The organism is Chimaeribacter coloradensis (genome assembly GCF_002858715.1).
Lineage (GTDB): Bacteria > Pseudomonadota > Gammaproteobacteria > Enterobacterales > Enterobacteriaceae > Chimaeribacter > Chimaeribacter coloradensis.
Genome location: NZ_PJZH01000028.1, coordinates 23,576 through 49,711, shown reverse-complemented (window position 1 = coordinate 49,711; position 26,136 = coordinate 23,576). Strand labels below are relative to the sequence as shown.

Below are 26,136 nucleotides of genomic sequence, written 5' to 3'. Positions count from 1 at the left end.
ATAACGGCGATACCCTGCGCAGAGGCCTACGGCTTTCGTCCCCCGCTCATTCCGAAACCCAAAATGGCCGGCACCCTCCCCCCTTTACATATATTGACAAATAGTGCGATCCCGCCGCTATCCTCCCGCAAATTCAGGCTTTTCCCAAGCGTCAACTTGCAAACTACACAGTACCCTCTAGGGTGAAAGAGTCACTTTCTTTATGGATTGGTGCAGCGGTTTGCTGCCACAACAGATGAGACCTATGAACAGCGATAAAAATAACGCGTCAGAGGACGCCGCAGCGCAGGATGAGCAGGCGCGGAAACCGGAAGCCCAACAGCGGAATGGCAAGGACACCGGAAATGACAAAAAACCGGATAACCCCTCAGATAATAAAGAAGAAAAGGACGATCAGGACGACGGCGAAAGCAACCGTAAACGCCCCGGCAAAAAGCCGCTGATTATCCTGGGCGTGGTGGTCGCTGTGATGGTGATCGTCGCGCTGGTCTGGTGGTTTATGACCCGCAACCAGGTCACCACCGATGACGCCTTCACCGAAGGGGATGCCGTGACCATCGCGCCGAAAGTCTCCGGCTATGTCACCGATCTGGCGGTGGAAGATAACCAGCCGGTGAAAAAAGGCCAATTGCTGGTGAAAATCGACCCGCGTGACGCCGTCGCCGAACGGGACCGCGCGCAGGCGCAGCTCGGCATGGCGCAGGCCCAGCTTCACCAGGCACAGGTGCAGCTGGCGCTGGCCAAAGTACAGTACCCGGCGCAACTGGCGCAGGCCAAAGCGCAGCAGGCGCAGGCAGAAGCCAACCTCGTCAACGCGCAGGCGGACTACAAACGCCAGCGCGGCGTTGACCCGCGCGCCACTACCCAGCGCAATATCGACGCCGCCAATGCGCAGCTCCGCTCCGCCACCGCGGAGCTGGAAAATGCCAAAGCGCAGGTGCAGGTCGCGGCGCAGGTGCAGTTACAGATCCGGCAGGCACAAGCCAATGTGGAAGCCGCCCGCCAGCAGGTGGAGCAGGCCAACGCCCAGCTGGAGACCGCCAACCTGAACCTCTCCTATACCGAAGTGCGCGCGCCCTTTGACGGCTACGTCACCAAACGTAACGTCCAGCTCGGCACCCTGGTGCAGGCCGGGTCGTCGCTGTTCTCCCTGGTGTCGCGTGACATCTGGATCACCGCCAACTTCAAAGAGTCCCAGCTTGAGCACATGAACCCCGGCGACAAAGTCGTGGTCACCGTGGACGCCTACCCCGACATGGAGCTGCACGGCCATGTGGACAGTATCCAGCAGGGCTCCGGGTCGCGCTTCTCCGCCTTCCCGGCTGAAAATGCCACCGGCAACTATGTGAAGATCGTGCAGCGCGTGCCGGTGAAAATCGTCATCGACAGCGGGCTGGACCCTGACTTCCCGCTGCCGCTGGGCCTCTCCGTTGAGCCGAAGGTTACGGTGGAATGAGCGGCGAGCGTCAATGGAAACCCGCCAGTAACCCCTGGGCGGTCGCGCTGGTCGTGACGCTGGCGGTGTTCATGGAGATCCTGGACACCACCATCGTCAACGTGGCGCTGCCGCACGTCGCCGGTTCGCTCTCGTCCAGTTATGACGAGTCCACCTGGGTACTCACCTCCTACCTGGTGGCAAACGGCATCGTGCTGCCGCTGTCGGCGTTTTTCAGCCGCGCGCTGGGGCGAAAAAACTACTTCCTGATCTGCATCGGCATGTTCACGATCTGCTCGTTTCTGTGCGGCATCGCCACCGAACTCTGGCAGATGATCCTGTTCCGCATCCTGCAGGGCTTTTTCGGCGGCGGCTTGCAGCCGGTGCAGCAGTCGGTGTTGCTGGACTACTTCAAACCGGAAGATCGCGGCAAGGCGTTCGGCCTCTCGTCGATTGCGATTATCGTCGCGCCGGTGCTCGGCCCGATGCTGGGCGGCTGGATCACCGACCACTACAGCTGGCGCTGGGTCTTCCTGATCAACATCCCGGTGGGCGTGCTGACGGTGCTGGCGGTGATGCAGCTGCTGGAAGATCCGCCGTGGGAGAAACGGCTCGAGCCGGGCAAACTCAGCATCGACTACATCGGCATCGGGCTGATTGCGCTGGGGCTGGGCTGTTTGCAGGTGATGCTCGACCGGGGCGAGGATGATGACTGGTTCCAGTCCAGCTTTATCGTGCTGTTTGCGGTGCTGGCGCTGGTGGGGCTGGTGGGCGCGGTCTACTGGCTGTTCTACGCCCGCAAACCGGTGGTGGACCTGCACTGCCTGAAGGATCGCAACTTCGCCGTGGCCAGTTTCCTGATGGCCGGGATGGCGATGATCCTCTACGGCAGCTCGGTGCTGATGCCGCAACTGGCGCAGCAGCAGCTCGGCTACACCGCCACCCTCTCCGGGCTGGTGATGTCCCCCGGTGCGGTGCTGATTGTGCTGTCGATCCCGCTGGTGCTGAAGCTGATGCCGAAAGTGCAGACGCGGCTGATTATCGCCTTCGGCTTCCTGCTGCTGCTGTTGTCGTTTATCTACTCCAGCCAGCTGGTGCCGAACGTCGATTTTGAAACCATGGTGCTGATGCGCAGCGCGCAGTCCATCGGGCTGGGCTTCCTGTTCGTGCCGCTGACCACCATTGCGTTTGTGACACTGTCACCGAAACTGAACGCTGACGGCGCGGCGCTGTTCTCGATGTTCCGTAACGTGGCCGGGTCGATCGGGATTTCGCTCTCCACGGCGGCGATCACCGAGCGCTCCCAGGCCCACAGCGCGCACCTCTCCCCCCATATGACGCCGCTGGACGAGCAGTTCACCCAGGCGGTGCAGAGCATGGCGGCGGCGATCCGGGATTTCAGCCATGCCGTGGGTGACCCGGTGACGCTGGCCACAGCGCAGTTATACCAAGAGATGATCAGCCAGTCCCGCGTGCTGGCCTATAACGACGTGTTTATGCTGTGCGGGATAATGTCGCTGATCATGATTCCATTTTGTTTCTTGCTTTCGCCGATCAAGAGCGAAGGCAGTGCGGGAGGTCATTGACATGGCTGTCTCTTCCTTGATGCGTTTTTCGCGGGTGCCGTTGCGCCTGCGCCCCTGTTCCCCTGTAAAGCTGGCGGTGACGCTGGCGGTGCTGGCGCTGGCCGGTTGCGCCGTCGGGCCGGATTACCAGCCACCCCAGCCGCAGACGCCAAAGGCGTTTAACGATCTTTCATCCCACACCCAGGCGAAACCCGGCTCGGCGGCACTGGCCAGCGAGCCGGACCCGGCCTGGTGGCGCAGCTTTAACGACCCGCAGCTCGACAGCCTGATTGGCCGCGCGATCAACGGCAACCTGTCACTGCAACAGACGGTGCTGCGCATCGCCGGGGCGCGGGAACAGGTGACGCAGGCGCGCGGCGCTTATTTGCCGTCAGTGAATGCCACGGCCAGCGTCAACCGCCAGCAACTGGGGCTGAAAGGGATTCTGGAAGCGCATGATGTTCCGGGGCAGCTCGAGGCTGAAAGCCCGGAGGCGGCGGATGCCCTGGGCAGCGTAACCCGGCCGGTGACGCTGTTCCAGGGCGGGTTTGACGCCTCCTGGGAGCTGGACCTGTTCGGCAAAACCCGCCGCGCGGTAGAGGCCGCCAACGCCCAGACGCAGGCGACGCTGGAGCAACGCAACGATGCGCTGGTCTCGCTGGAGGCGGAAGTGGCGCGCACCTACCTGCAACTGCGTGGCGCGCAAAGCGTGCTGGACACCTTGCAGACGCAGATCGATGTTGCCCGCCAGACCACGGAGCTGACGCAGAGCCAGGCGAAAAACGGGCTGGCCCCGCAGCTCGATGTGGAGAATGCACAGGCGCAGCTCGGCTCACTCGAGGCGCAACTGCCGACCTATCAGGCGCAGGTGCGGCAGGCGATGAACGCGCTGGCGGTGCTGCTCGGCCAGCCGCCGGGCGCGCTGGATGCAGAATTGCGCGCGGTGCGGCCGCTGCCGCCGATCCCGGCGGCGGTGCCGGTGGGCGTTCCGGCGGAGCTGGCGCGGCGGCGGCCCGATGTGCGCCGGGCGGAGGCGAACCTGCACGCCGCCACCGCTGAGATTGGCGTATCGGTGGCGCAGATGTTCCCGAGCCTCTCCCTCACCGGGCAGGTCGGGATGCGCAACACCGACGTGGACTACCTCACCGACTGGAGCAGCCACTTCTACTCTTATGGGCCGCAGATTTCGCTGCCGATATTCCAGGGCGGGCGGCTGGTCTCCAATGTGCGGCTGTCACGCGCGCAGCAGGCCAGCGCAGTGCTGGACTACCGCCAGACGGTGCTGACTGCCCTGCAGGATGTGGAGAACGCGCTGGTGAGTTACCGCACCGATCAGGACCGGGTTGAGGGGCTGGAGCGCACCGCGGCGTCGCTGCAAAACGCCTACGATCTGGCGAGCGAAAGCTACCGCCAGGGCATCACCACCTTTATTAACGTGCTGGATGCGCAGCGCCAGCTGGCTCAGGCGCGGCAGCAGGCCACCGAGGCGCGGGTACAGACCAGCACCGATCTGGTGGCGCTGTATAAAGCGCTGGGCGGCGGCTGGCAGCCTTACCAGAATATCGCCTTGCCGAGTTATTCCGTATTTGGCCCGGCGCAGACCGTGCCCACCGCCCCCTGAATCCTCAGGCGCCCACCGGGCGCCTTTTTTATTTCCGGGCGTGATAGTTTCCTTATTTCTGCATTCCCTTCTCTTTCCGGTTACCTTTTTTCGCGCCTGCCCCACCCTTTCCCTTTTTTACCCGCTTGCTGCCGCGCACCCCATTAATCCTGTTTTTTATAGGGATAAATATAAAAGGGCGTGCATATTCCCTGCACTATTTTCAGAGGAAACTACTTTAGGAGGATAAATATAAACATATTTATTATCATACTGATAGATATAAAATCGCCCCTGTTTCCCCTCCCGGCACGATTTCACTTCCCGCCCGCGTGCTGAAAAATTCTTTCATCTTAATAAAAATCGCTTATGCTTCAGAGACCGGCTTATTTTTCACCTGCCGGCCTCGTGCAGGTGTGGCTTTACACCGAATTATAAAAAGGCAAGGCTCAAAGAGCCGCCAATAATCGTGCCTATTCACAGCAATGATCCGCCCCGTTATGTTTCATGATGGGGGTAATGTTTGGTCATCCCGGTTATGCACCGGGCTTTTAATTCGGGAAATATGATGGTCTCGGTAAAAAAAAGAGCAGGTCAGTCTGGTCACATCCGCTTCTCTTCACGCAGCATCTCTTCACGTCATGTATGGGTTCCGCTTTTTCTGCTCTCCCCCCTCAGCGCTCTGGCGGCCGGCAACTATTTTGACGCCCGCAACGATGCAATGGGCGGCACCGGCGTCGCCTCGTCAGTTTACGGCTCCGCCGTGCTGGCTAACCCGGCGCTGATGACCAAAGCCAACGGCAATGATGATGTCAGCGTGATTTTCCCGGCGGTGGGGGTGCAGCTGACCGATAAAGACAAAATCCTCAACAAGATCGATGACCTCTCCGACAGCGTGGACCGCTACCAGGACAACGTCACCAGCTACAGCGCCCTGCGCCGGGCTGCGGGCGACCTGGCCGGTGACCTGCGCGGCATCCAGGGCAGCCAGGCCTGGGGCAGCGCCGGTGCCGCGCTGGCGGTGACCCTGCCGAACGACCAGCTGCCGCTCGCCTTTGTGGTGAAGGCCTACGGCAGCGCCCACGTCACGGCAGACGTGACGCAGGGTGACATCGACTACCTGCAACAGATCGCCGACGGCGTGCGCTTCCCGCGCCCGGGCGATGAAGATAACCTGACCTCCACCGCCTATGGGCTGGCGGCGCTGGTCACCGATTACGGCGTGGCGATGGCGCATGAGTTCAGGGTCGGCGGCGTGCCGGTGTCTGTGGGCGTGACGCCGAAAATCCAGCACACCACGCTTTATAACTACGCCAGCTCCATCTATGACTACGACAAGTCCGACATTACCAACGGCGAGTATGAGAAATCCAATACCGGCTTCAACGTGGATGCCGGGGTAACGGCCGACCTCTCCGAGGCCTGGACGCTGGGCGTCAGCGCGCAGAACCTGGTGCCGCGTGACATCGACACCAAAGAGGTGAACGGCTACCGCGACACTTACCAGATCCGCCCGCTGGTGACCGGCGGCGCGGCCTGGCATAACGAACGCGTTACCGCCGCGGTGGACGTGGATATGACGCCGACCAAACGCTTCAAATCGGAAGAGGATACCCAGTACGCCGGGGTGGGTGCCGAATACCGCGCCCTCGACTGGCTGCAACTGCGCGCCGGTTACCGGGCGGACATGAAGTCCAATGACACCAACGTCTTTACCGGGGGGATTGGGTTGTCGCCGTATAAGCGGGTGCATTTGGATCTGACCGGGATGGTGGGGGAGGATAATACGTGGGGGGCAGTGGCACAGGTAGGGTTTACATTCTGATAATCTTTTGATTTTATGAGTGTAATTTAGCATAAGCAGGCTATTCACTGGGATCGGGGGTTGTTGCGTTGGCATACGCCCGGTCTCTTTCTGCGGCCCCGCTGCCGCCACCGCGCAAGGGGCGCGTAAGGTCACAACGGCTTGCGGGGGCGCTTTTTTTGGCTCGGGGATGGTTGCGTTGGCTCACGCCTGTGGGTTTTCTGCGGCTCCGCTGCCGCCACCGCGCAAGGGGCGCGTAGGCGCGCGCCCCTTGCATCCCCGCGCCTTGGTGCCCCGGCTGAATCATTGCACGCTCCCGCGTGTCCCCTCCTTACGCCTCCGGGCTGATCGGGCCGGTACAGACACGCTCCCAGCGTGGCTGTCCCTCTCGCGGGCGTCCTGCCCGCTCACCCGGCCCTGCGGCTCCACTCGGCAATGATTTTTACGCCCCCACCTCCTCTGCAAGCTTATGAGTATGTAAGGAAATGGTAGGGGGTGATTTCAGGGTGTCCTGCACGCTCATTCGTGCCCTGCGGCTCCATTCGGCAATGATTTTTACGCCCCCACCTCCTCTGCAAATCATCAGGTATGTAAGGAAATAGTAGGGGTGAATTCTGGGCTATTCTGCCTGTTCCCCCCGGCTTTGCGGTTCTGCTCGGCGATGATTTTTACGTCCTCACCCCCTCTGCAAATCATCAGGTATGTAAGGGAAAGTTGGGGGACTTCTGGGCTATCGGGCCTGCTCGCCCGGCTCTGCGGTTCTGCCCGGCGATGATGTTTACGCTTTTACCGCCCCTGCTAAGCTTTGGGCTTTCCAAAACAGTCAGTAAGACGTTGACCGTTTTGCGGCGTTTTGTTGCCAACGTCTCACCTCCTTTCCCTTCGCACGTTGTCCGCTGTTGGCGGCTTTTCCCTTCACAGACCCACACGTTTCTGGCGGGTTGGCCGTTTTTCATTACCGTTAAATTGATAAACCTGTCATACCAATATGGTGCAGATTGACATTTTTCTTTGCCGCGTTGTGAATTTAATCACACAATTTGTTTCAATATTGTAAAGATTTAGCCATTTTTTGTCTCACTAAACCGGTTTCTGCGCGGTAGACTCCGCAAAGTTATTATACCAATAGACCGGGATGCCGCGCCTGTCGTGCCCGCGGCTTACCCGGTTTGGACATACCCTGTGCCTGAGGCGCTTTTTACTTCACCAGAGAAGGTTTAGAAACATGAAGGACGTTGTTCCGACCCGCCAGGTATCGCGGCGGATGTTCATTGGCGGGGCGCTGGCGGCGCTGTCGGTGCCGTTGGTCAGCTCCCTGCTGACCGGGAATGCCCTGGCGGTGCCCTCGCCTGCGCTGATGCAGGCGAAAGCGGATTTCATCCGCCTCTCGCAACTGCTCACCGGCCACCCCACGCTGGATGCCGACATGGCTGAGCGCCTCTACCAGCATATGCTCACCCTCTACCCCGACTTCACCCGGCAGGTACAGGCGCTGGCACAGTTCGTTGAGGCAGAGCGCCTCAGCGCGGAAAACCTCCACGCGGCCATCACCCGGCAACAGCCGGCGCTGGCGGCACTGCCTGCGGCTATCCTCACCGCCTGGTACCTCGGCGTCGTCGGCACCGGCAAACAGGCTGTCTGCCTGGCCTACGAAAATGCCCTCATGAACCAGGCCGTGCGCGACCACCTCACCCCCCCGAGCTATGCCTACGGCGCCTACGGCACCTGGGCGACTAAACCCCAATAAGGCAACGTATGGCTGATAAACTCTCTGCGGATGTCGTGGTCATCGGATCCGGCATCTGCGGCTCGCTGGTGGCGCACCGGCTGGCGAAACAAGGCGTCTCGGTAATCATCCTCGAATCCGGCCCGCGGGTCGATCGCGGCACTATTACCGCGAACTTCCGCAACTCACCGCGCAAAAAAGATTTCATGTCCCCCTACCCGTTCTCGGCGTGGTCGCCCCACCCGATCTACAAACCTGAGGACAACGGCTACCTGGTGCAGGCCGGGCCGCACCCCTACCCGGCGGAGTATATCCGCATGGTCGGCGGCACCAGCTGGCACTGGGCCGCACAGGCCTGGCGGCTGCTCCCCAATGACTTCGACATCAAAACCCGTTACGGCGTCGGCCGCGACTGGCCTATCGCTTATGAAGACCTTGAGCCTTTCTATTATGAGGCGGAAGTCAAAATGGGCGTCTCCGGCGCACCCAACAACGGGTCGCCGCGATCCAAACCCTTCCCGATGCCGCCGGTGGCCGAATCCTACCTGCAACAGCGCTTCCGCGAGCGGCTGGCCCCGGAAGGGTATGAGGTGATCGTCAACACCACCGCGCGCAACAGCCGTAACTACGACGGCCGCCCGGCCTGCTGCGGCAATAACAACTGCATGCCGATCTGCCCGATTGACGCCCAGTACCACGGTGGCATCGCCGCCAACGCCGCCGAAGAGGCCGGGGCGACGCTGATAGCCAATGCGGTGGTCTACCGGCTCGAACATGATGACAAAGGCCGCATCGTGGCCGCCCACTACTACGATCCGGACAAACGCAGCACCCGCGTTACGGCGAAAAACTTTGTGCTGGCCGCCAACGGCATCGAAAGCCCGAAACTGCTGCTGCTCTCCGCCAGCGACAAATACCCCAACGGGCTGGCCAACAGCTCCGGCACCGTGGGCCGCCACCTGATGGACCACCCCAGCAACTCCCTGACCTTCTACACCGACGAACCGCTGTGGCCGGGGCGCGGGCCGATGAGCCCGGCATCAATCAACAGCCTGCGTGACGGCGACTTCCGCCGCGACCACGCGCCGTTCCGCATCGACATCTCCAACGCCTCGGCGGTGCAGTCGGTGACAGAGAGCCTGATCTCCGAAGGGGTGTACGGCATCGACCTGGACCGCCAGATCAACTACCGCGCCGCGCACCAGGTGAGCCTGAAAAACGTGATGGAACAGCTGCCGAACTATGACAACCGCATCATCCTCAGTGACCGCAAAGATGCCCTCGGCATCCCGACCCCGGCGGCGGTCTACCAGCTCGATGACTACATTGAGCGCGGGATGCAGCGGTCGCTGGAGGAGTACACCCGCATCGCCAAAATCATGGGCGGCACCGGCCTGCGCTTCAGCAAGCCCGGCGTTTACAGCAACAACCAGCACATCACCGGCACCCTGAGCATGGGCCACGACCCGCGTGACTCGGTGGTGGACAGCTTCGGCCGCAGCCACGACCACGAAAACCTGTTCATCGCCAGCACCGGCGTGATGCCGACCTCGGCCACGGTGAACTCCACCCTCACGGCCGTGGCGCTGGCGTTACGCACCGCTGACCACCTCGCCAGGACTGCCCTGTAAGGAGACAAGGATGACCCGACTTATTTCCCGCGCGCCGGTGCGCAGGCTGACGCGCCTGGCGCTGCTGCTGGGCGGCCTGCTGGCGGTGGGTTCTGCCGCGGCGGCCGCGGCAGACGCCCCGGAAGCGCTGATTAAACAGGGCGAATATGTGGCAACCGCCGGTGACTGCGTGGCCTGCCACTCTGCCGCAGGCGGCAAACCGTTCGCCGGCGGGCTGGCGATCGACACCCCGCTCGGCACGATTTTCTCCAGCAACATTACGCCGTCAAAAAGCCACGGCATCGGTGATTACAGCTACGCGCAGTTTGAGCGGGCGGTGCGCGGCGGCGTGCGCGCTGACGGTGCCCACCTCTACCCGGCGATGCCCTACACCGCCTATGCCGGGATCAGTGACGAGGATATGCACGCGCTCTATGCCTACTTTATGCAGGGCGTCGCGCCGGTGGATCAGGCGGCCCCCGCGACCGCACTGCCTTTCCCGTTTAATATCCGGCTCTCGATGGCCGCCTGGAACCTGCTGTTCCTCGACACCCGGCCCTACACCCCTGACGCCGCAGCCAGTGCCGAGGTGAACCGCGGAGCCTATCTGGCGGAGACCCTGACCCACTGCTCCACCTGCCATACCCCGCGCAACGCGCTGATGGCAGAGGAGAAAGGCAGCAACCTGGCGGGCAGCTCGCTGGGCACCTGGTTCGCGCCCAACATCACGTCGGATGCGCAGAGCGGCATCGGGGCGTGGCAGGTCGATGAGCTGGCCCACTACCTGAAAACCGGCTTTGCCCCCGGCAAAGCGCAGGCAGCGGGGCCGATGGCGGAGGCGATTGACCACAGCCTGAGCCACCTCAGCGACGCCGATCGCCATGCCATCGCCGTCTGGCTCAAGCAGACCCCGCCGGTGCATGAGGCACAGGACAGCCGCGCCGCCCACCAGTGGGGCGAGGCGGCGGCGAACGTCGATCAGTTGCGCGGCGCGGCACGCCCGGCCAACCCGGACGCGCTAAGCGGCCCGCAACTCTATGACGCCTACTGCGCCAGCTGCCACCAGCCCGATGGCCGCGGCACGCCGGACGGCGGCCTGCCGTCGCTGATGCATAACACCGCCCTGGGGCGCAACAACAGTGACAACCTGGTGATGGCGATCCTGCGCGGCGTACAGCGTGAACCGGCGGCGCAGGCGGTCAACATGCCCGCCTTTGCGCCGCTGCTCTCCGATACGCAGGTCGCGACCCTCAGCAACTACCTGCTGACGCAGTTCGGTAACCCGCAGCCGCAGGTTTCACCGGAGCGGGTCACGGCGTTGCGTGCCGGGGGCGCACCGTCGCCGCTGCTGGCGGTGGCGCGCTACGGCATGGCCGCCGGCGGCATCGTCGTGCTGCTGCTCCTGCTGTGGGGGTGGCGTCGCCGCCAACGCTGACCGCTTACCCGCGGGGCCTTTTCCGGCCCCGCTTTTTCGCCTGCCGGGAAAATTTTGCCTTCCGGCAAAAAATGATCCTAAACTCTTCTTATGGATAAAGAAAAAGAGCTTAAACGCAGTAAGCGCAATGCCCTGCTGCTGTTACTGGCGGCGGCAGCCGTCTTCCTCATCACCCTGTTCCTGCCGCGTAACCTCTGGGTTGACGGCATCAAAGCCGTGTCAGAGGCCGCAATGGTCGGCGCGCTGGCTGACTGGTTCGCGGTGGTGGCCCTGTTCCGCCGGGTGCCGTTGCCGCTGATCGGTGCCCATACCGCCGTCATCCCCCGCAATAAGGTCAAAATCGCCGATAACCTGGCGCTGTTTGTGCAGGAGAAATTCCTCGATGCCAACTCGCTGGTCGGGCTGATCCGTAAATATGACCCGGCGACCATGCTGGCGGACTGGCTCACTACCCCGGCCAACAGTGAGCGGATGGCGCGCTATCTGGTGCGGGTGCTGCGCGGCCTGTTTGAGATGACCGACGACGTGCGCATCCAGCGCTTTCTGCAGAAGGCGCTGTTTACCCTGATCGACAAAATTGACCTGACGGCCTCTGTGTCGACCCTGCTGGAGAGCATGACCAAAGAGGGGCGGCACCAGGAGCTGCTCGACAGCGCCGTAAGTCAGCTGATCCGCACCCTGCAACAGCCTTCCACCCGCGCCACCCTGTCACGCCAGATTGTGCGCTGGGTAAAACGTGAACACCCGATTAAAGAGAAGATCCTGCCCACCAGCTGGCTGGGGGAACATGGTGCCGACATGATCGCCGACGCCGTGGGCACTATTCTGGATGAGATCAGCGCAGACCGCGGCCACGCGCTGCGGATACGCTTCGATATGGCCGTTGAAGGCTTCATCGACCGGCTGAAACATGACCCGTCGATGGCGCTGAAAGCCGAAGAGATCAAAAACTACCTGAAACATGATGAAACCCTGAATACTTACGTCAAAGCGCTGTGGGGCGATCTGCGCGAGTGGATGCGTAACGATCTGGACAAGCCCGACTCCCTGTTGCAGCAGAAAATGCGCGACGCCGGGCGCTGGCTGGGTGAGACGCTGGCCCAGGATGCCACCCTGCGCGGCACGCTGAACCGCCAGCTTGAGCAGGCCGCCGGGCGCATGGCCCCGGATTTTGCCGCCTTCCTGACCAAACACATCAGCGACACGGTGAAAAGCTGGGATGAAACAGAGATGTCCCACCAGATTGAGCTGAACATCGGTAAAGACCTGCAATTTATCCGTATCAACGGCACGATTGTCGGGGCGTCTATCGGTTTGCTGCTCTACCTTTTCTCCCTGCTGCCGCTGGTGCTGCCGCGCCTGATGTCGTAACACGCGCAGAACAGGCACCGGATAAGGCGGCCGGGCGGCCGGACGGGATAATGGCGGTGCAGTGAAACGGGCGGCGGTACGCCGCCCGGTGAAAACGGCTTAACTCACCGTTTTGCTGAAGGCGTCTACCGCCAGAATCGCGTTCGCCACATCTTCCGCAGAGAGGTTCGGGTTGAGGTTGTGCAGCGTGTCGCCCTCCCCGCCTGCCAGCGCACCGACCTTGACCAGGTTCTCGAAACTCTCATTCTCCAGGTGCATCTCAGCCAGGGTGGTCGGCATGTTGATGGCGCGGTAGAAGCGCACATAACGGGCAATCTCCTCATCCGGGCGCTGCTCCAGCACCATCTGCGTCAGGGTGCCGTAGGCGACTTTCTCGCCGTGCGTCAGGTGGTGGATGTCACCCTGGATGGCGGTAAAACCATTATGGATGGCGTGCGCCCCGGCCAGCCCGGCATTCTCAAAGCCCAGCCCGGAGAGCAGCGTGTTGGCTTCCACCACCGCCTCCACCGCCGGGGTCACCAGCTTCTGCTCCACCGCTTTGTAGGCGCTGTAGCCGTAGGTCAGCAGCGTTTTCTCACAGGCTTCGGCAATCGCCATCCCGGCGATGGTCGGGTCGCCGTCCACCATCGATTTGCTGTGGGAGCGTTTCACCGCCTGCGCCTCGACATAGGTCGCCAGCCCGTCGGCAATGCCGGACGCGAACAGGCGCACCGGGGCCTGGGCGCACACGGCGGTGTCCACCAGCACCAGATCGGGGTTTTTGTCATAGAAGCGGTAGCTGTCAAACACCCCTTCGTCGGTATAAATCACCGACAGTGCGCTGCACGGCGCATCGGTGGAGGCCACGGTCGGCACAATCGCCACCGGCTGCTGCAGTTCGTCCGCCACCGCTTTGGCGGTGTCCAGGGTTTTGCCGCCGCCCAGCCCGACCACCACCGTGGTGCCGCCCTGTTTGGCGGCCCCGGCCAGCCGGGTGATCTCATTGCTGGAGGCCTCGCCGTTAAAGCGCTCAAACTGGAAGGCGACATTCGCCTCACGCAGCGTGGCCTCTACCCGCTTGCCAATAATGCCCCAGACGATATCATCGGCAATCAGCAGCGCATTGTTGCCGAGCGCAGGCAGGTACTGCCCCAGCGCATCAACCACACCGCTGCCCTGCACATATTTCCGTGGTGACGAGAAGACAAATTTACTCATAACTTTCACCTCTTGATGGAGTCGTTGGCGGCACTGACCAGGCAGGCCGGAAGGGAATTTTTTTATACCGGAATAACCGGCGGCGCGGGCCCGCCTTTATGTGAATTTAGCGTTAATAATTAACATTAAATTCACATAAACGGAAAAGTAACCGGGCTTATTTCCGCTGCCTGATCAAGCGTAGTGCATCATGCGCCTTAACGCCGCCCGGTGGCAGCAGAAAGCGCATGATTTGGAAAGGGAATCGCAAACTTTGCTGCAACCGGGTGATAACGGAAATAAGCGGTTTTATGTGAGAAAACGGACGGGAAATAAGGGGTAGCGCGCAATAAAAAAGCCTGCAAGAGCAGGCTTTTGGGAAGACGGGGCGCGCCGGAAATTAACGCATCTGGCGGTCGTCAATATATTTGCGTTTGTCCGCCGGCGGCGGGAAATATTGGTAGAGCCAGGTTTCGCTCAGCGTCGTCTCATGGGAGCGCAGGAACATGCGCATCTCTACCGGGTCAGCCTTGTCGCTGTCCGGGAACCAGTCAAACAGGATGCGGTAGCCGTTGATCGGCTCGACGTAGAGGATCTCGATGTTATTCACCCGGCCTGCGGAGACGTTGATCACCGGCTCAATGCCTTTATCCGCGTACGCTTTCAGCTCGCCGTTGACGAAGTCCACCGCGAAGCGGCGCGCCCAGACCGTGGGGTAGTTCTCCCCCGGCGCCCACCCTTCCGGGAAGGCACCCATGCCGGTACGCGTCGCCTTGATGTTCGCCAGCGGGCTTTTCACCGGTGCCTCAGAGGCCCAGTAGAGGCGGTAACTGTAACTGTGCGACTGCCCGGCGCGCAGCGGCTGCTCCGGCTGCCAGAAGCAGACGATGTTATCCAGCGTTTCGCCGGTGGTCGGGATCTCCATCAGGTTGATGGCCCCCCGGCCCCACTTGCCGATCGGCTCTACCCACAGGCTCGGGCGCTTGTTATACCAGCCGATGACATCCTGGTAATCATCAAAGTCATGGTTGGTCTGCAGCAGCCCGAAGCCCTGCGGGTTCTCATCCGCGTAGGCGTTGAATTGCAGGCGCTGCGGGTTGTTGAGCGGGCGGCAGATCCATTCGCCGTTGCCGCGCCACATCGCCAGCCGGTCGGAGTCGTGGATCTGCGGGTGGATGGTGTCACACATCCGGCGCTCGTTGGTGCCGCAGCTGAACATGGTGGTCATCGGCGCGATGCCGAGCTGTTTGATGTCCTTGCGCGCATGGAGGTGTTTCTCAATCTCCATCACCACCCGCTCTTTCTCACAGCGGATGATAAAGCGGTACGCGCCGGTGGCGCTGGGGCTGTCGAGCAGCGCATAGACGGTGAAGGTGGTCTCTTCCGGTTTCGGCGTCTCAAACCAGAAGGCGGTGAAATCCGGGAACTCTTCCGGCTGGTCGGAGAAGGTGTCAATCGCCAGGCCGCGGGCGGAGAGGCCGTACTGGTAGGTGTCATCCACCGCGCGGAAGTAGCTGGCCCCCAGGAACGAGACCACGTCACGGCGGGTCAGCTCCGGCGCTTTGTTGACCTTGAAACCGGCAAAGCCGAGGTTGTCCCGCCCTTCGAGCTGTTTGGTGTCGACGCCCGCGTCGTTGTAATTAAACAGCTCAGGGCGGAAGTGGATCTCACGCGCCTGCTGTTTCGCCGCGTCCACAGAGTAGACCCGCACCCGGCGCTTAAAGCCCATGCCGACGTGGAACAGCTCCACATCGAGCTGGCGCTCTGCGCCGTTGCCGTTCCACAGGGAGTGGCCGTGGTCATACTGGATTTTGTTGTAGGCCTGCGGGGTCAGCCCGGCCAGCGTCGGCGGCAGGGCAGCCGGTGCGCCGCCGTGGGGGGTGGCGGCCAGCTCGCGCGCCATGGTTTGCAGGGTGGAGAAGCTGAACGGGGTAACGTCGCCGTCGGCGACTTCCGCGGCGGCCGCAGAGCGGCTGAATAGGGATGACATGACCGGCGTACCGCAGTAGGCGGCGAACGCCAGTGACGCTTTGAGAAATGCTCTTCTTTCCATGCCTGAGGAAGTTCCTGTGCTGGGCAACGTGTCAGTCCGGGCGTCCTGGCCGCAACATTACATGCGGCAAAAAGGCCACGCCGGGGCTCGAAAATTTACGACATCAAGGGAGACGGAAAATTCATGGCGTGAATACGGCAATACCCAACAATCACAGCCTGTTACGCCCTGCCGGCGGCAACGGGAAACGCACGCCACGCCGCAGTGTATGCGGGCTGCGGGCGCGCCGCAATATGTTGCCGGTGCGTTGCGGAAAAGTTCGTCAGCGGTGGCGATTTAAGAACATTCTGTAGCTGCCGCCGCGCTTTTATGGTTGAAAAACAGGCAGAAAAAACGGCCTGACCGGCGCGGTGTTCCCGGTGTCTGCCGCCCCGATGCGGCTGCATCTTCCTCCCCTTGCCTGCCGCAACCGCCTTACTGCCTTGAAGGCTAAAAGTATGTTGTAACTACGTGCAGCGCACGCTTACCTTGCCGCCGCAGGTAACAGATGTTTTACACTCAGGCATTCTTTCACTTAACGAGAAGCCCTATGTCCTTTTTTCAACCGGTACTGCCTGAGCACGCCAGCCGCTTGCTGAACCACGGCCCGACTATCCTGATCACCAGCCGCAGCCGCGACGGGCAGCAACGCAATGTGATGGCCGCCGCCTGGTCAACGCCGGTGGAGTTCATTCCGGCGCGCATCGCCATCGTGGTGGACAAAAGCACCCTGAGCCGGGTGCTTATCGAAGAGAGCGGCGTGTTCGGCATCTGCGTGCCGACGGCCGCCTTTGTGGACACCGCCTACGCGGTCGGCAGCGTCTCCGGCCGTGAGCAGGATAAGTTTTCCCGTTACCAGATCGCGGCGCACGCCGGGGCGCACACCGGGGTGCCGCTGATCGAGGCCGGTTGCGCGGCGTGGCTGGAGTGCCGCCTGCTGCCCGAGGCCGGGTCACAGGAGAAGTACGACACCTGCTTCGGCGAAGTGCTGTCAGCGGCAGCGGATACGCGGATTTTCCACGACGGGCGCTGGCACTTCACCCCGGAGAACCGCGCGCTGCATTCGATCCACCACCTCGGCGGCGGCCAGTTTGTGCTGAGCGGCGAGACGGTACAGGCCACGCCGCAGTAAGGCAGCACGGGTTCTATACTTGGGAAACCTACGTTTGGAGAACAACCGATGCCCGAGTCCTTGACCCACACCTTCACGGAAGCGATATGGCAGCAGCTCGCGCCGCAGGTGCCCGCCGCCCCACTGCATCTCAGCGGCAGCGGGCGTTACCCGTCGCTGTTCCCGGTGAGTGAACTGGCGCAGGCCGTGTACGGGGCAGTGGGCCGGGCGCTGTCGGCGCTGCTGGCGGAGCGCCACGGCACCCTGGCCCCGGTGTACGTTGACCGGCGGCTCGCCTCGCTCTGGTTCGGCACCACCTTGCAGCCGCACGGCTGGGCGCTGCCCGCCGCCTGGGATGCGCTGGCGGGGGACTACCCCACGGCGGACGGCTGGATCCGCCTGCACACCAACGCCCCCCACCACCGCCGGGTGGTGGAGCAGCTGCTCGGCCCGGCCGCCGATCGCGCGGCACTCGCCCCGCGCGTGGCCCTCTGGCGCAAAGAGGAGCTGGAAACGGCGATTGTCGCGGCCGGGGGCTGCGCCGCCGGGATGCTGACAGAGGCAGAGTGGCAGCAGCACCCGCAGGGGCGCGAAGTGGCGCAGGCACCGCTGTTCCTGTGGCAGACGCAGGGCGCAGAGGCTGTGCGGCCGCAGTGGGCGCTTGCCCCGGCGCGGCCGTTACAGGGCATCCGGGTGCTGGATTTAACCCGGATCATCGCCGGGCCGGCCGCCACCCGCACCCTGGCGGGGTTCGGGGCGGAGGTGCTGCGCCTCGACCCGCCCGATTGGGAGGAGCCGTCGATGGCACCGGAGATCACCGCCGGGAAGCGCTGCGCGCGCCTCGACCTGCACGACCCGCAGGATCGCGCCACCTTTGAGCAGCTGCTGGCCGGGGCCGATGTGCTGGTACACGGCTACCGCGCCGGGGCGCTGGAGAAGCTGGGGTATGGCGAGGCGCAGCGGCAGGCGCTCAGCCCGGGGCTGGTGGATGTCTCTCTGAATGCCTATGGCTGGCATGGCCCGTGGCGTGAGCGGCGCGGCTTTGACAGCCTGGTGCAGATGAGTTGCGGCATTGCCGCCGCCGGCATGGCCGCCCTGCGCGCCGGTGCCCCGCGGCCGCTGCCGGTACAGGCGCTGGACCACGCCACCGGCGGCCTGATGGCGGCGGCGGTGTTGCAGGGGCTGGCCGAACGGCTGCGGCAGGGGCGCGGGTGCAGTGTGCGGCTCTCGCTGGCGCGTACCGCCCTGCTGCTGACCACCCACCGCGACCCGGCGTGGTTAACCGGGGAGGCGCTGCCGCCTGCCGCGCGGCATGACGGGGGGGCGTCGCTGGAGCTGACCGCCTGGGGCGTCGGTACCCGGCTGCGCGCCCCGCTGGCGCTCGACGGCACCGCGATGCTCTGGCGCACGCCCGCCGGGCCGCTGGGACAGCACCCGGCGCGCTGGCCCGCGCGTTAAGCCGGGCGGGCGTCGGGGCGGCAGCTGGTTTTGCGGTATTGCAGCGGCGTCTGGCCGATCAGCTTCTTAAAGCTGGTAATAAAGTAGGGGGTGTCGGCAAAGCCGCTTTTCTGCCCAATCTGCTCGATGGTGAGATCGGTGCCGCGCAGCAGCTCACAGGCGCATTTGACGCGCCGGGTCACCAGGTATTCCTGAATTGAACCGCCGGTCTCCTGGCTGAACACCCGCGAGGTGTAGCTGCGTGACAGCCCCACCGCCTGCGCCAGCCGCTCCAGCGAGAATTTGCAATCGTAATTCTCTTCGATCCAGCTCATCACTTTGGTGGCGGTGGTGTGCGGGAAGGTGTGGTGATGCACCCCCTGCTCCGGCATAAAGGCCATCAGTTGCAGTATCAGTACCACGATATCCTCCAGCTGGTGGGTGTTGTGGCGGCAGAGGGTGTTGAAATTCTCCAGCAGGAAATCGAGGTGGTCGCCGTGCTCGCTCAGGTCATAGATGCGCGCCAGGCTCTGGGTGTCGCACAGCTGGCGGAAGATTGCCCGCCGTTTCGGGAAGGGTTGCAGGGCGGTGTCCAGCACCACGTTTTCAATATGCAGGGTGGTGCGTTCATAGGGGTTGGACGGCCCCTGCTCCACATACACTTTGTGCAGCTTAAAGGGCGGGAAAATAAACATCCGGCCGGGGCGCAGGGTGTATTGCTGGTTGTCCACAATCACGATGCCGTAGCCGCGCATCACAAACAGGATTTCCAGGCACTGGTGCCAGTGGTAATAGTTGGCGCTGGTGGTACTCATGCGGTTAAAGGAGATAAAACGTTCATTCAATGCAATGCGTTCCAGAAAATCATTCTCTGCCATAAACAGGCTCCTGACTCGGGTTTTATTATTGTGGAGGACATTTTTCCCTTTATGGCAAAGACAACAAAATTAAATTTTTTAGCATTTTTTTATAATTTAAGCCGGGTTACGGCCAAATAATCAACTGACATTTCAAACTCACCGCTATTTTGTGAGCTGCCTAACAATTGCCGCCTTTTCCCTGCCTGTATTATCCGCTCAGCCGTTTACCGGCAGAAAAAATAAAGTGCTTTCAAGGTTAGCCTATTTTCTGCCCCAGCATTCCCGGCTCAAACGATTATTTCCATTAACCCGATCCGCCGGATCAGGAGGCCCTGATGCACCCTGAAGATGCCCCCGCTTTTCCTTTGCCTTATTCGGGCGAGCTGTCCACCCGGCCGCAGATGCAGGCGGCCCTGAATTCCCTGCTCGGGGCGGTGGCCCCCTATTGCCGCGCCGGGCAGAGCGGCATCCCGCTCGGGCAGTTCACCGCCCATTACGGCCCGGAAGTGGCGGAGATGGAGGCGCTGGCGCGGATGCTGTGGGGCCTGTTCCCCTTGCTGGCGGGCGACGGGCACAATGATCAGGTGCCGTTTTTTATTGAGGCGATCGCCCACGGCACTGACCCGGCGCACCCCGGCTACTGGGGTGAGGTGCAGGCGTTTGACCAGCGCTGTGTGGAGATGGCGGTATTCGGCGTGGGGCTGGCGCTGCTGCCCCAGCGCTGGCGGCAGTGGTTCAGTGAGGCGCAGCAGCAGGCGATCTACACCTGGCTGAACCAGAGCGCCACGGCAGAAATTCCGGACAACAACTGGCACTACTTCCCGATTCTGGTACAGGTGGGGTTCCACCGCGCCGGGCTGCCGGCAGACCGGGCGGCCATTGCGCACCATTTCGCCTGCATGGAGCACTACTACCTCGGCGACGGCTGGTATGCCGACGGGCCGGGCCGCCCGCGCGACTACTACATCTCGATGGGGTTCCACTTTTACGGCCTGCTCTACGCCACGCTGATGGCGGAAGAGGACCCGCAGCGTGCGCAGCAGTTGCGGGAGCGCGCCCTCGCCTTTGGGCAGGATTTTATCTACCAGTTTGCCGCTGACGGCTCCGCCATCCCCTTCGGCCGCAGCCTCACCTACCGTTTTGCCGAAGCGGCGTTCTGGAGCGCGGTGGCCTTCTCCGGCCTGCCGCTGTTTTCGCCCGGCGTGGTCAAGGGGCTGGTGCTGCGCCACCTGCACCACTGGCTGCAACAGCCGATCTTCGATCGCGACGGCGTGCTGAGCGTGGGTTACCACTACCCGAATCTGATCATGGCCGAGGACTATAACGCCCCCGGCTCCCCCTACTGGGCGCTGAAGCTGTTTCTGGTGCTGGCGCTGCCTGAAGAGGGCGAATTCTGGCAGGCCGACACGCTGCCGCTGCCGCCGCTGAACCGGCAACGCGCCCTGCCGCACGCCGGGCAACTGATCGTGCGGGATGCGCAGGATGACCACCTGTTCCTGCTCACCGCCGGGCAGCTTGAGCTGAATAACTTCGTCAATACCGGCCCGAAATACACCAAGTTCGCTTACTCCAACCGCTTCGGTTTCTGTGTGGAGCGCGGCCGCTACGGTTTGCCGCACGCCGCCGGGGATTCCATGCTGCTGCTGGCGGAACAGGATGAGTACTGGCGCGGGCGGCGCGACTGCCGCGAAGCTGACACGCGGGAGGAACTGATCTACAGCCGCTGGCTGCCGTGGCACGACGTGGACGTCCAGACCTGGCTGATCCCGGCCGGAGAGGGCCATGTGCGGCTGCACCGGATCGTCACTGCGCGCACCCTGAGCAGCGCCGAGGGCGGCTTCGCGGTGGAGGCCGACGCGCAGACCGCGGTCCGCATCACTGCACAGGGCCGCCGCTGTGACGCCGCGGCGCGCAACGGCACCAGCGTGATCCAGTGCCTGACCCCCACCGCGCCCCGGCAGGCGGAATGGGTGCGCACGCCGCCCAACAGTAACCTGATGTTTGCCGGAACGGCGGCGATCCCGGTGCTCAGGGGATTGCTGACGCCCGGTGAACACTGGCTCTGCTGCTGGGTGGCCGCCTCGCCGCAGGCCGCGATCGCCGGGGCGGCGGTGCCGCACGCCTCGCTCACGGAAGGGGCGCTGAAGCTGTGCTTCCCCTGCCATACGCAGACTGTCCGGCTCTGATGACCGTTTTGCCTGAGCGGCTGCCGGTGCGGCCGCAGCCCCCCTGACCCTACGCAGGAGAACCACCATGGATGCACCCTCAACCGGCTCCGCCCCGGCCGTGGCGAAAACCGCCTATTACAAGATGAGCAGTTTTATTTTCCTCTACTTCTTTACCTGGTCAGCGAGTTTCGGCCTTTACGCGCTGTGGCTCAGCCAGAAAGTGGGGCTGGACAGCGTTACCATCGGCACGGTGTTCGCCGTGAACGGCGTGTTCGCGGTGGTGATGAAGCCGGTCTACGGCTACATCATGGACAAGATCGGCATGAGCAAGCGCCTGCTTTATGTGGTGATCCTGATCTCCGCGCTGATGGCCCCCTTCTTCGCCGGGGTCTACCAGCCGCTGCTGCTGTCGCACCCGCTGGCGGGCATTCTGCTTGGGGCGCTCTACCTCAGCCTCGGCTGGTATGCCGGGGTGGCGGCGTCGGAATCTTACGCTGACCGCTTCAGCCGCCTCTATGGCCTGGAGTTCGGCCAGATCCGCATGTGGGGCTCGCTGGGCTGGGCGCTGGCTGCTGCGCTCTCCGGCGTGCTGTTCAACATCTCGCCGCTGTTCAACTTCTGCCTGAGCAGCGCCACCTCGCTCATCATGCTGGCGGTGCTGCTGAGCCTGAAGATCGGCGAGCAGGAGCTGAAGAACAATGCGGTGATCTCTGAGGAGAAGATTGTCTTTGCGGATGTGATTCTGCTGCTGAAAAACCGCAAATTCTGGATGTTCAGCCTCTATGTGGCGGGCGTCGCCTGGATGATGTTTATCGCCGAGCAGCAGTTCCCGCGCTATTTCGTCTCCTTCTTTGAGACGCAGCAGCAGGGCAACGCGATGTACGGCTACCTGAGTACCGTGCAGTCGGGGCTGGAGTTCCTGATGATGATGGCGCTGCCGTGGCTGGTGAACCATTTCGGGGCCAAGAAAGGCATGCTGTTCACCGGCGTGGTGGTCGGAGTGCGGCTGATCGCCTCCGGGCTGGTGCATGACCCGCTGCTGATTTCGCTGATCAAGCCGTTTTACGGGCTGGAGATTGCGCTGCTGCTGATCTCGGTCTTCAAGTACATCGCGGAGCACTTCCCGAAACGGGTCAACGCCACGATGTACCTGCTCGGCTACCAGGCGATGATCTATGTCGGGTCGATTGTGGTGGCCCCGCCTGCCGGTTACCTCTATGACCGCATCGGCTTTGACCGCACCTACCTGCTGATGGGCTCGGTGGCGCTGCTGTTTACCCTGATCTCCGCCTTTACGCTCTCCGCCTGCCGCGCTGCCCGCCCGGTGGTGCCGCCTGCGCCTGCGGCGGACCTGACCCGCCTGAAACCCTGACCGATCCCATTTATTGAAAAGGAGTATGTGATGAGCCACCCCGCTTTTTCCGCCCGGCCGCTGCCTGACCGCGCCGCCCTGGCCGCCCGGCTGGAGCAGGCCTGGGCCACGGTGCTGACCCGCATTGACGCCGGGATGGCCCTGTTCGGTGACCGCTTCCCGTCGGAGACCTGCGTCAACGGCCACTACCAGTTGCGCGACAACGTGGAGTGGACGCCCGCCTTCTGGAGCGGCCAGCTCTGGCTCGCCTGGCAGCACAACGGCAACCCCGCCTGCCGGGCGCTGGCGGAACGGCATGTGCTGGCGTTCGGGGAACGGATCGTGCGGCGGATCGACATCGCCACCCACGATCTCGGCTTCCTTTATACCCTCTCCTGCGTTTCGGCCTGGCAGCTTACCGGCAACCGTGCCGCGCGCGGCATCGCCCTGCTGGCCGCCGAGGCGCTGCTGGAGCGCTATAACCCGCAGGCCGGGATCATTCAGGCGTGGGGGGATCTTGACGATCCTGCCCAGCGCGGGCGGATGATCATTGACTGTAACCTGAACCTGCCGCTGCTCTACTGGGCCGGGGCGCAGACCGGCGACCCGCGCTTTACAGACGCCGCCCGCACCCACGCCCGGCAGGCGGCGCGTTACCTGGTGCGGCCGGACAGCTCTACCTATCACACCTTTTATATGGATACCGTGACCGGCGAGCCGCGTTTCGGCAATACCCACCAGGGCTACGCCGATGACTCCTGCTGGGCGCGCGGGCAGGCGTGGGGCATCCTCGGCTTTATGCTGAGCTGGCGTTATACCGGCGAGGCGGAGATGGTGGCGCTGGCGCAGCGGCTGGCGGACTACTTCCTGCAACGGCTGCCGGAGGATGGCGTCTGCCACTGGGACCTGGCGCTGCTCGGCACCGATGCCCTGCGCGACAGCTCCGCCGCGGCGATTGCGGTGTGCGGCCTGCTGGAGCTTTCCGCCGCCCTGCCCGCCGCCGGGCCTGACCGCGCGCGCTATGAAGCCGCCGCGCTGCGGATCATGGACTCCCTGACCCAGGGCTACCTCAGTGCGCCGCAGGAGCCGGGCACCGGGCTGCTGAAGCACTCGGTCTACCATCTGGCGGACAATAAAGGCGTGGATGAGTGCTGCAGCTGGGGGGACTACTTCTATATGGAAGCGCTGACGCGGCTGACCCGGGTGTGGCAGCCGTACTGGTAACACTTCGCCGGGGCGCCCCGCCCCGGCACACGCCTCAGGCCGGTTTCACCGGCATAAGATCCTGCAACCGGCGGCGCTGTTGGCCCGCCTCATCAAAATTCTCCGCCGCCAGCCATTGGGTAAACGCCTGCCGCACCGCCGGCCAGTCGTGGTCGAGCAGCGCGAACCAGTCGGTGTCGCGGTTGCGCCCTTTGATCACCACCGCCTGGTGGAAGCGCCCCTCATAGCGGAACCCATAACGCAACGCCGCGGCACGCGACGGCGCATTGAGGCTATCGCACTTCCATTCACAGCGGCGGTAGCCCAGCTCATCAAACAGGTAGCGCAACATCAGGAAAATGGCTTCCGTGCCGGTGCGCTGCCGCTGCATCCGCGGTGACCAGTTAATCCAGCCCAGCTCCGCCACGCCGTTGGCCGGGTCAACGCGCAGGAAAGCCGCGGTGCCGAGCGCCTCCCCGGTGGTTTTGTCTACCACGGCCATGTGCAGGTCATCCGCAGTGGCAAGCGACGTGATAAACAGCCGGAACTCATGCAGGTCGGCCGGGCGCTCCACCGCGAGGTAGGTCCAGCCCTCGGTGTGCGGCACGCTGTAGTAGGCGTCATACAGCGCCTGGGTATGGCGCGCTGCGGTTAATGGTTCAAGGCGGCAATAGTCACCGGGCAACATAATCTGCGCCGGGCGCGGCCGGGCGGCCCAGGCGGGGAGGTCTTCGCCGACCGGCTGGCCGAAATGATTAATGACAGGCATAGGTGTCATCCTTATAAGGTTCATTTGCCCCTGCCCGCTGATGAAACAATCTGGCGCGCGGGCATCACAGGCGAGAAAGATGATGTTTGATTTTTGTTAAGGAAATTCTAAGGTTACATAACAAATTTTGAGCAACCGGTTAACCATAGCACAGGCGAGATAAAATGAAATTGTGCAGCCGGATTTCATGAATTGTTCAGCAAAACAGATTATTCATCAGTCTAAAATGCTTTTACTTCACAAATCAGGATAAAAACCGTACGGCCTCGCTGTAAAATGCGTTACAAAAAGGACTTGCATACGTGATTTAAGTTTCAATTGTGTTGCTAATTTGTGTATTTACTGAGCTTTTTCAAACTACTTCTCATTTACACTTAACGCCTTCTTACATAAGTGACTGTTTTAATTTAAGAAAAATACGGGGGTGTTGAACAAAAAATAGACTTAAGACAAATTCTGATAATTGGTCATTTAGGCCGATATGATAGATGAATTATTTTAATCAATTACTCAAAGCCCGATTCATTGACTATGACCCCCTTTCCCCGGTGCCATGCCCGCCAATGGCGCTGACAGCCCTGCTATCCCTACCCGAAAGGAGGTAGTGCGCGCTTTTCCCGCCCCCAGAACCCGGTTTACCACCTGCCACTGACTTAAGGCAAATTTATAGTTGGTGTTGAATCAGCGGCTTAGTCCGAAATTATCATTGAACTGATGATAGGTTTGTTGGTAGAACATAGACCAACGTGATGTATCTGATCTATTTTCTCGTCTTCAGGATTTTTCTTACTGTAATTTCACGGTTAAAAACGGATTTAAATTGAGGGGTTCTCTTATGCCGACGATCATTATGGATTCATGCAGCTATACACGCCTGGGCCTGACCGATTACCTGACCAGTAATGGTGTCAGAAAAAAAACATATAAATGCGATTAACGACCTGGAAAGCCTTCAGGAACGGTGCAGCAAATTAAACCCTAACGTTGTGTTTATTAATGAAGATTGCTTTATTCATGAAACCAACGCCAAAGAACGTATTAAGCAGATCATCACGCAGCACCCGGACACCTTGTTCCTTATTTTTATGGCAATCACCAATATCCATTTTGAAGAGTATCTCTTTGTTCGCAAGAACGTGATTATCTCTTCAAAAGCGATTAAGCCACAAACCCTGAACGAGCTGCTGAAAGGCTACCTGGAGAAGAACTCCCACGTGGCTGAGCAGCGCCCAAAGATCGATGTGACGCCGGTAACGCTGAGCCAGACCGAGTCCAACATGCTGCGCATGTGGATGTCCGGCGAGGGTACCATCCAGATCTCCGACAAGATGCAGATCAAGGCGAAAACGGTCTCGTCACATAAAGGTAATATTAAGCGTAAAATTAAGACCCATAATAAACAGGTTATTTATCATGTGGTGCGCCTGACCGACACCCTGACCAGCGGAATTTATGTTAATACCCGCTAATCCGTATTATATCC

17 protein-coding genes and 1 pseudogene are annotated in these 26,136 nt (G+C 61.9%); 14 read left to right on the top strand and 4 right to left on the bottom strand.

Annotated features, from left to right (window positions below):
- The first annotated feature begins 244 nt into the window (after positions 1-244).
- The 8 genes from CYR32_RS18235 (at position 245) to CYR32_RS18200 (ending at position 12,546) form a co-directional block, all read left to right on the top strand.
- Positions 245-1,456, top strand: a complete 1,212-nt coding sequence (locus CYR32_RS18235; RefSeq protein ID WP_101826575.1) for an HlyD family secretion protein — start codon at positions 245-247, stop codon at positions 1,454-1,456.
- Positions 1,453-3,021 carry a DHA2 family efflux MFS transporter permease subunit gene (locus CYR32_RS18230; protein ID WP_101826574.1) on the top strand — a complete coding sequence of 523 codons (1,569 nt, stop codon included), beginning with the start codon at positions 1,453-1,455 and terminating at the stop codon, positions 3,019-3,021. The genes CYR32_RS18235 and CYR32_RS18230 overlap by 4 nt, the downstream gene beginning before the upstream one ends.
- Positions 3,022-3,040: 19 nt before the next feature.
- A complete protein-coding gene (locus tag CYR32_RS18225; protein WP_175578833.1) occupies positions 3,041-4,621 on the top strand; it encodes an efflux transporter outer membrane subunit in 1,581 nt (526 codons plus the stop codon).
- 547 nt (positions 4,622-5,168) lie between these two features.
- Complete coding sequence (locus CYR32_RS18220) at positions 5,169-6,425, top strand: conjugal transfer protein TraF (protein ID WP_101826572.1); 1,257 nt, start codon at positions 5,169-5,171, stop codon at positions 6,423-6,425.
- A gap of 1,204 nt (positions 6,426-7,629) precedes the next feature.
- On the top strand, positions 7,630-8,151 hold the full coding sequence (locus CYR32_RS18215; protein WP_101826571.1) for a sugar dehydrogenase complex small subunit: 522 nt from the start codon (positions 7,630-7,632) through the stop codon (positions 8,149-8,151).
- 8 nt (positions 8,152-8,159) lie between these two features.
- Positions 8,160-9,761, top strand: a complete 1,602-nt coding sequence (locus CYR32_RS18210) for a GMC family oxidoreductase (protein WP_101826570.1) — start codon at positions 8,160-8,162, stop codon at positions 9,759-9,761.
- A gap of 10 nt (positions 9,762-9,771) precedes the next feature.
- The gene (locus CYR32_RS18205) at positions 9,772-11,175 is read left to right on the top strand and encodes a cytochrome c (protein ID WP_101826569.1); all 1,404 of its coding nucleotides are present in this window, start codon (positions 9,772-9,774) and stop codon (positions 11,173-11,175) included.
- Between the two features lie 90 nt (positions 11,176-11,265).
- Positions 11,266-12,546 (top strand): DUF445 domain-containing protein, encoded by a 1,281-nt coding sequence (locus tag CYR32_RS18200; RefSeq protein ID WP_101826568.1) that lies wholly within the window; start codon positions 11,266-11,268, stop codon positions 12,544-12,546.
- Between the two features lie 99 nt (positions 12,547-12,645).
- Here CYR32_RS18200 and CYR32_RS18195 read toward each other — a convergent pair whose 3' ends face one another.
- Positions 12,646-13,743, bottom strand: coding sequence for a glycerol dehydrogenase (locus CYR32_RS18195; RefSeq protein ID WP_101826567.1), 1,098 nt, complete (start codon positions 13,741-13,743; stop codon positions 12,646-12,648).
- A 379-nt stretch (positions 13,744-14,122) separates the two neighbouring features.
- On the bottom strand, positions 14,123-15,775 hold the full coding sequence (locus tag CYR32_RS18190) for a glucan biosynthesis protein D (protein WP_101826566.1): 1,653 nt from the start codon (positions 15,773-15,775) through the stop codon (positions 14,123-14,125).
- A gap of 529 nt (positions 15,776-16,304) precedes the next feature.
- On the opposite strand from CYR32_RS18190, the gene CYR32_RS18185 reads away from it, so the two are divergent.
- Positions 16,305-16,886 (top strand): flavin reductase family protein, encoded by a 582-nt coding sequence (locus CYR32_RS18185; RefSeq protein ID WP_101826565.1) that lies wholly within the window; start codon positions 16,305-16,307, stop codon positions 16,884-16,886.
- Between the two features lie 48 nt (positions 16,887-16,934).
- A complete protein-coding gene (locus CYR32_RS18180) occupies positions 16,935-18,323 on the top strand; it encodes a CoA transferase (RefSeq protein WP_101826564.1) in 1,389 nt (462 codons plus the stop codon).
- On the opposite strand, the gene CYR32_RS18175 is transcribed toward CYR32_RS18180, so the two are convergent.
- Positions 18,320-19,180 (bottom strand): AraC family transcriptional regulator, encoded by an 861-nt coding sequence (locus tag CYR32_RS18175; RefSeq protein WP_101826563.1) that lies wholly within the window; start codon positions 19,178-19,180, stop codon positions 18,320-18,322. The genes CYR32_RS18180 and CYR32_RS18175 overlap by 4 nt on opposite strands.
- Before the next feature lie 317 nt (positions 19,181-19,497).
- Between CYR32_RS18175 and CYR32_RS18170 the strand changes: the two genes are divergently transcribed.
- From CYR32_RS18170 to CYR32_RS18160, 3 genes are all read left to right on the top strand, one after another.
- The gene (locus tag CYR32_RS18170) at positions 19,498-21,348 is read left to right on the top strand and encodes a DUF2264 domain-containing protein (RefSeq protein ID WP_420912850.1); all 1,851 of its coding nucleotides are present in this window, start codon (positions 19,498-19,500) and stop codon (positions 21,346-21,348) included.
- Positions 21,349-21,415: 67 nt separating this feature from the next.
- Positions 21,416-22,702 (top strand): oligosaccharide MFS transporter, encoded by a 1,287-nt coding sequence (locus CYR32_RS18165; protein ID WP_101826562.1) that lies wholly within the window; start codon positions 21,416-21,418, stop codon positions 22,700-22,702.
- 30 nt (positions 22,703-22,732) lie between these two features.
- On the top strand, positions 22,733-23,905 hold the full coding sequence (locus CYR32_RS18160) for a glycoside hydrolase family 88 protein (RefSeq protein WP_101826561.1): 1,173 nt from the start codon (positions 22,733-22,735) through the stop codon (positions 23,903-23,905).
- Positions 23,906-23,939: 34 nt separating this feature from the next.
- On the opposite strand, the gene CYR32_RS18155 is transcribed toward CYR32_RS18160, so the two are convergent.
- A complete protein-coding gene (locus CYR32_RS18155; RefSeq protein WP_101826560.1) occupies positions 23,940-24,653 on the bottom strand; it encodes a GNAT family N-acetyltransferase in 714 nt (237 codons plus the stop codon).
- Between the two features lie 835 nt (positions 24,654-25,488).
- Between CYR32_RS18155 and rcsA the strand changes: the two are divergent.
- Positions 25,489-26,122: pseudogene (gene rcsA / locus CYR32_RS18150) on the top strand (transcriptional regulator RcsA).
- Positions 26,123-26,136: the final 14 nt, after the last annotated feature.

What these genes read in the sequence shown, in the direction of transcription:
- CYR32_RS18235 (WP_101826575.1), top strand. Translation starts at nt 245, where the DNA reads ATGAACAGCGATAAAAATAACGCGTCAGAGGACGCCGCAGCGCAGGAT.
- CYR32_RS18230 (WP_101826574.1), top strand. Translation starts at nt 1,453, where the DNA reads ATGAGCGGCGAGCGTCAATGGAAACCCGCCAGTAACCCCTGGGCGGTC.
- CYR32_RS18225 (WP_175578833.1), top strand. Translation starts at nt 3,041, where the DNA reads ATGCGTTTTTCGCGGGTGCCGTTGCGCCTGCGCCCCTGTTCCCCTGTA.
- CYR32_RS18220 (WP_101826572.1), top strand. Translation starts at nt 5,169, where the DNA reads ATGGTCTCGGTAAAAAAAAGAGCAGGTCAGTCTGGTCACATCCGCTTC.
- CYR32_RS18215 (WP_101826571.1), top strand. Translation starts at nt 7,630, where the DNA reads ATGAAGGACGTTGTTCCGACCCGCCAGGTATCGCGGCGGATGTTCATT.
- CYR32_RS18210 (WP_101826570.1), top strand. Translation starts at nt 8,160, where the DNA reads ATGGCTGATAAACTCTCTGCGGATGTCGTGGTCATCGGATCCGGCATC.
- CYR32_RS18205 (WP_101826569.1), top strand. Translation starts at nt 9,772, where the DNA reads ATGACCCGACTTATTTCCCGCGCGCCGGTGCGCAGGCTGACGCGCCTG.
- CYR32_RS18200 (WP_101826568.1), top strand. Translation starts at nt 11,266, where the DNA reads ATGGATAAAGAAAAAGAGCTTAAACGCAGTAAGCGCAATGCCCTGCTG.
- CYR32_RS18195 (WP_101826567.1), bottom strand. Translation starts at nt 13,743, where the DNA reads ATGAGTAAATTTGTCTTCTCGTCACCACGGAAATATGTGCAGGGCAGC.
- CYR32_RS18190 (WP_101826566.1), bottom strand. Translation starts at nt 15,775, where the DNA reads ATGGAAAGAAGAGCATTTCTCAAAGCGTCACTGGCGTTCGCCGCCTAC.
- CYR32_RS18185 (WP_101826565.1), top strand. Translation starts at nt 16,305, where the DNA reads ATGTCCTTTTTTCAACCGGTACTGCCTGAGCACGCCAGCCGCTTGCTG.
- CYR32_RS18180 (WP_101826564.1), top strand. Translation starts at nt 16,935, where the DNA reads ATGCCCGAGTCCTTGACCCACACCTTCACGGAAGCGATATGGCAGCAG.
- CYR32_RS18175 (WP_101826563.1), bottom strand. Translation starts at nt 19,180, where the DNA reads ATGGCAGAGAATGATTTTCTGGAACGCATTGCATTGAATGAACGTTTT.
- CYR32_RS18170 (WP_420912850.1), top strand. Translation starts at nt 19,498, where the DNA reads ATGCACCCTGAAGATGCCCCCGCTTTTCCTTTGCCTTATTCGGGCGAG.
- CYR32_RS18165 (WP_101826562.1), top strand. Translation starts at nt 21,416, where the DNA reads ATGGATGCACCCTCAACCGGCTCCGCCCCGGCCGTGGCGAAAACCGCC.
- CYR32_RS18160 (WP_101826561.1), top strand. Translation starts at nt 22,733, where the DNA reads ATGAGCCACCCCGCTTTTTCCGCCCGGCCGCTGCCTGACCGCGCCGCC.
- CYR32_RS18155 (WP_101826560.1), bottom strand. Translation starts at nt 24,653, where the DNA reads ATGCCTGTCATTAATCATTTCGGCCAGCCGGTCGGCGAAGACCTCCCC.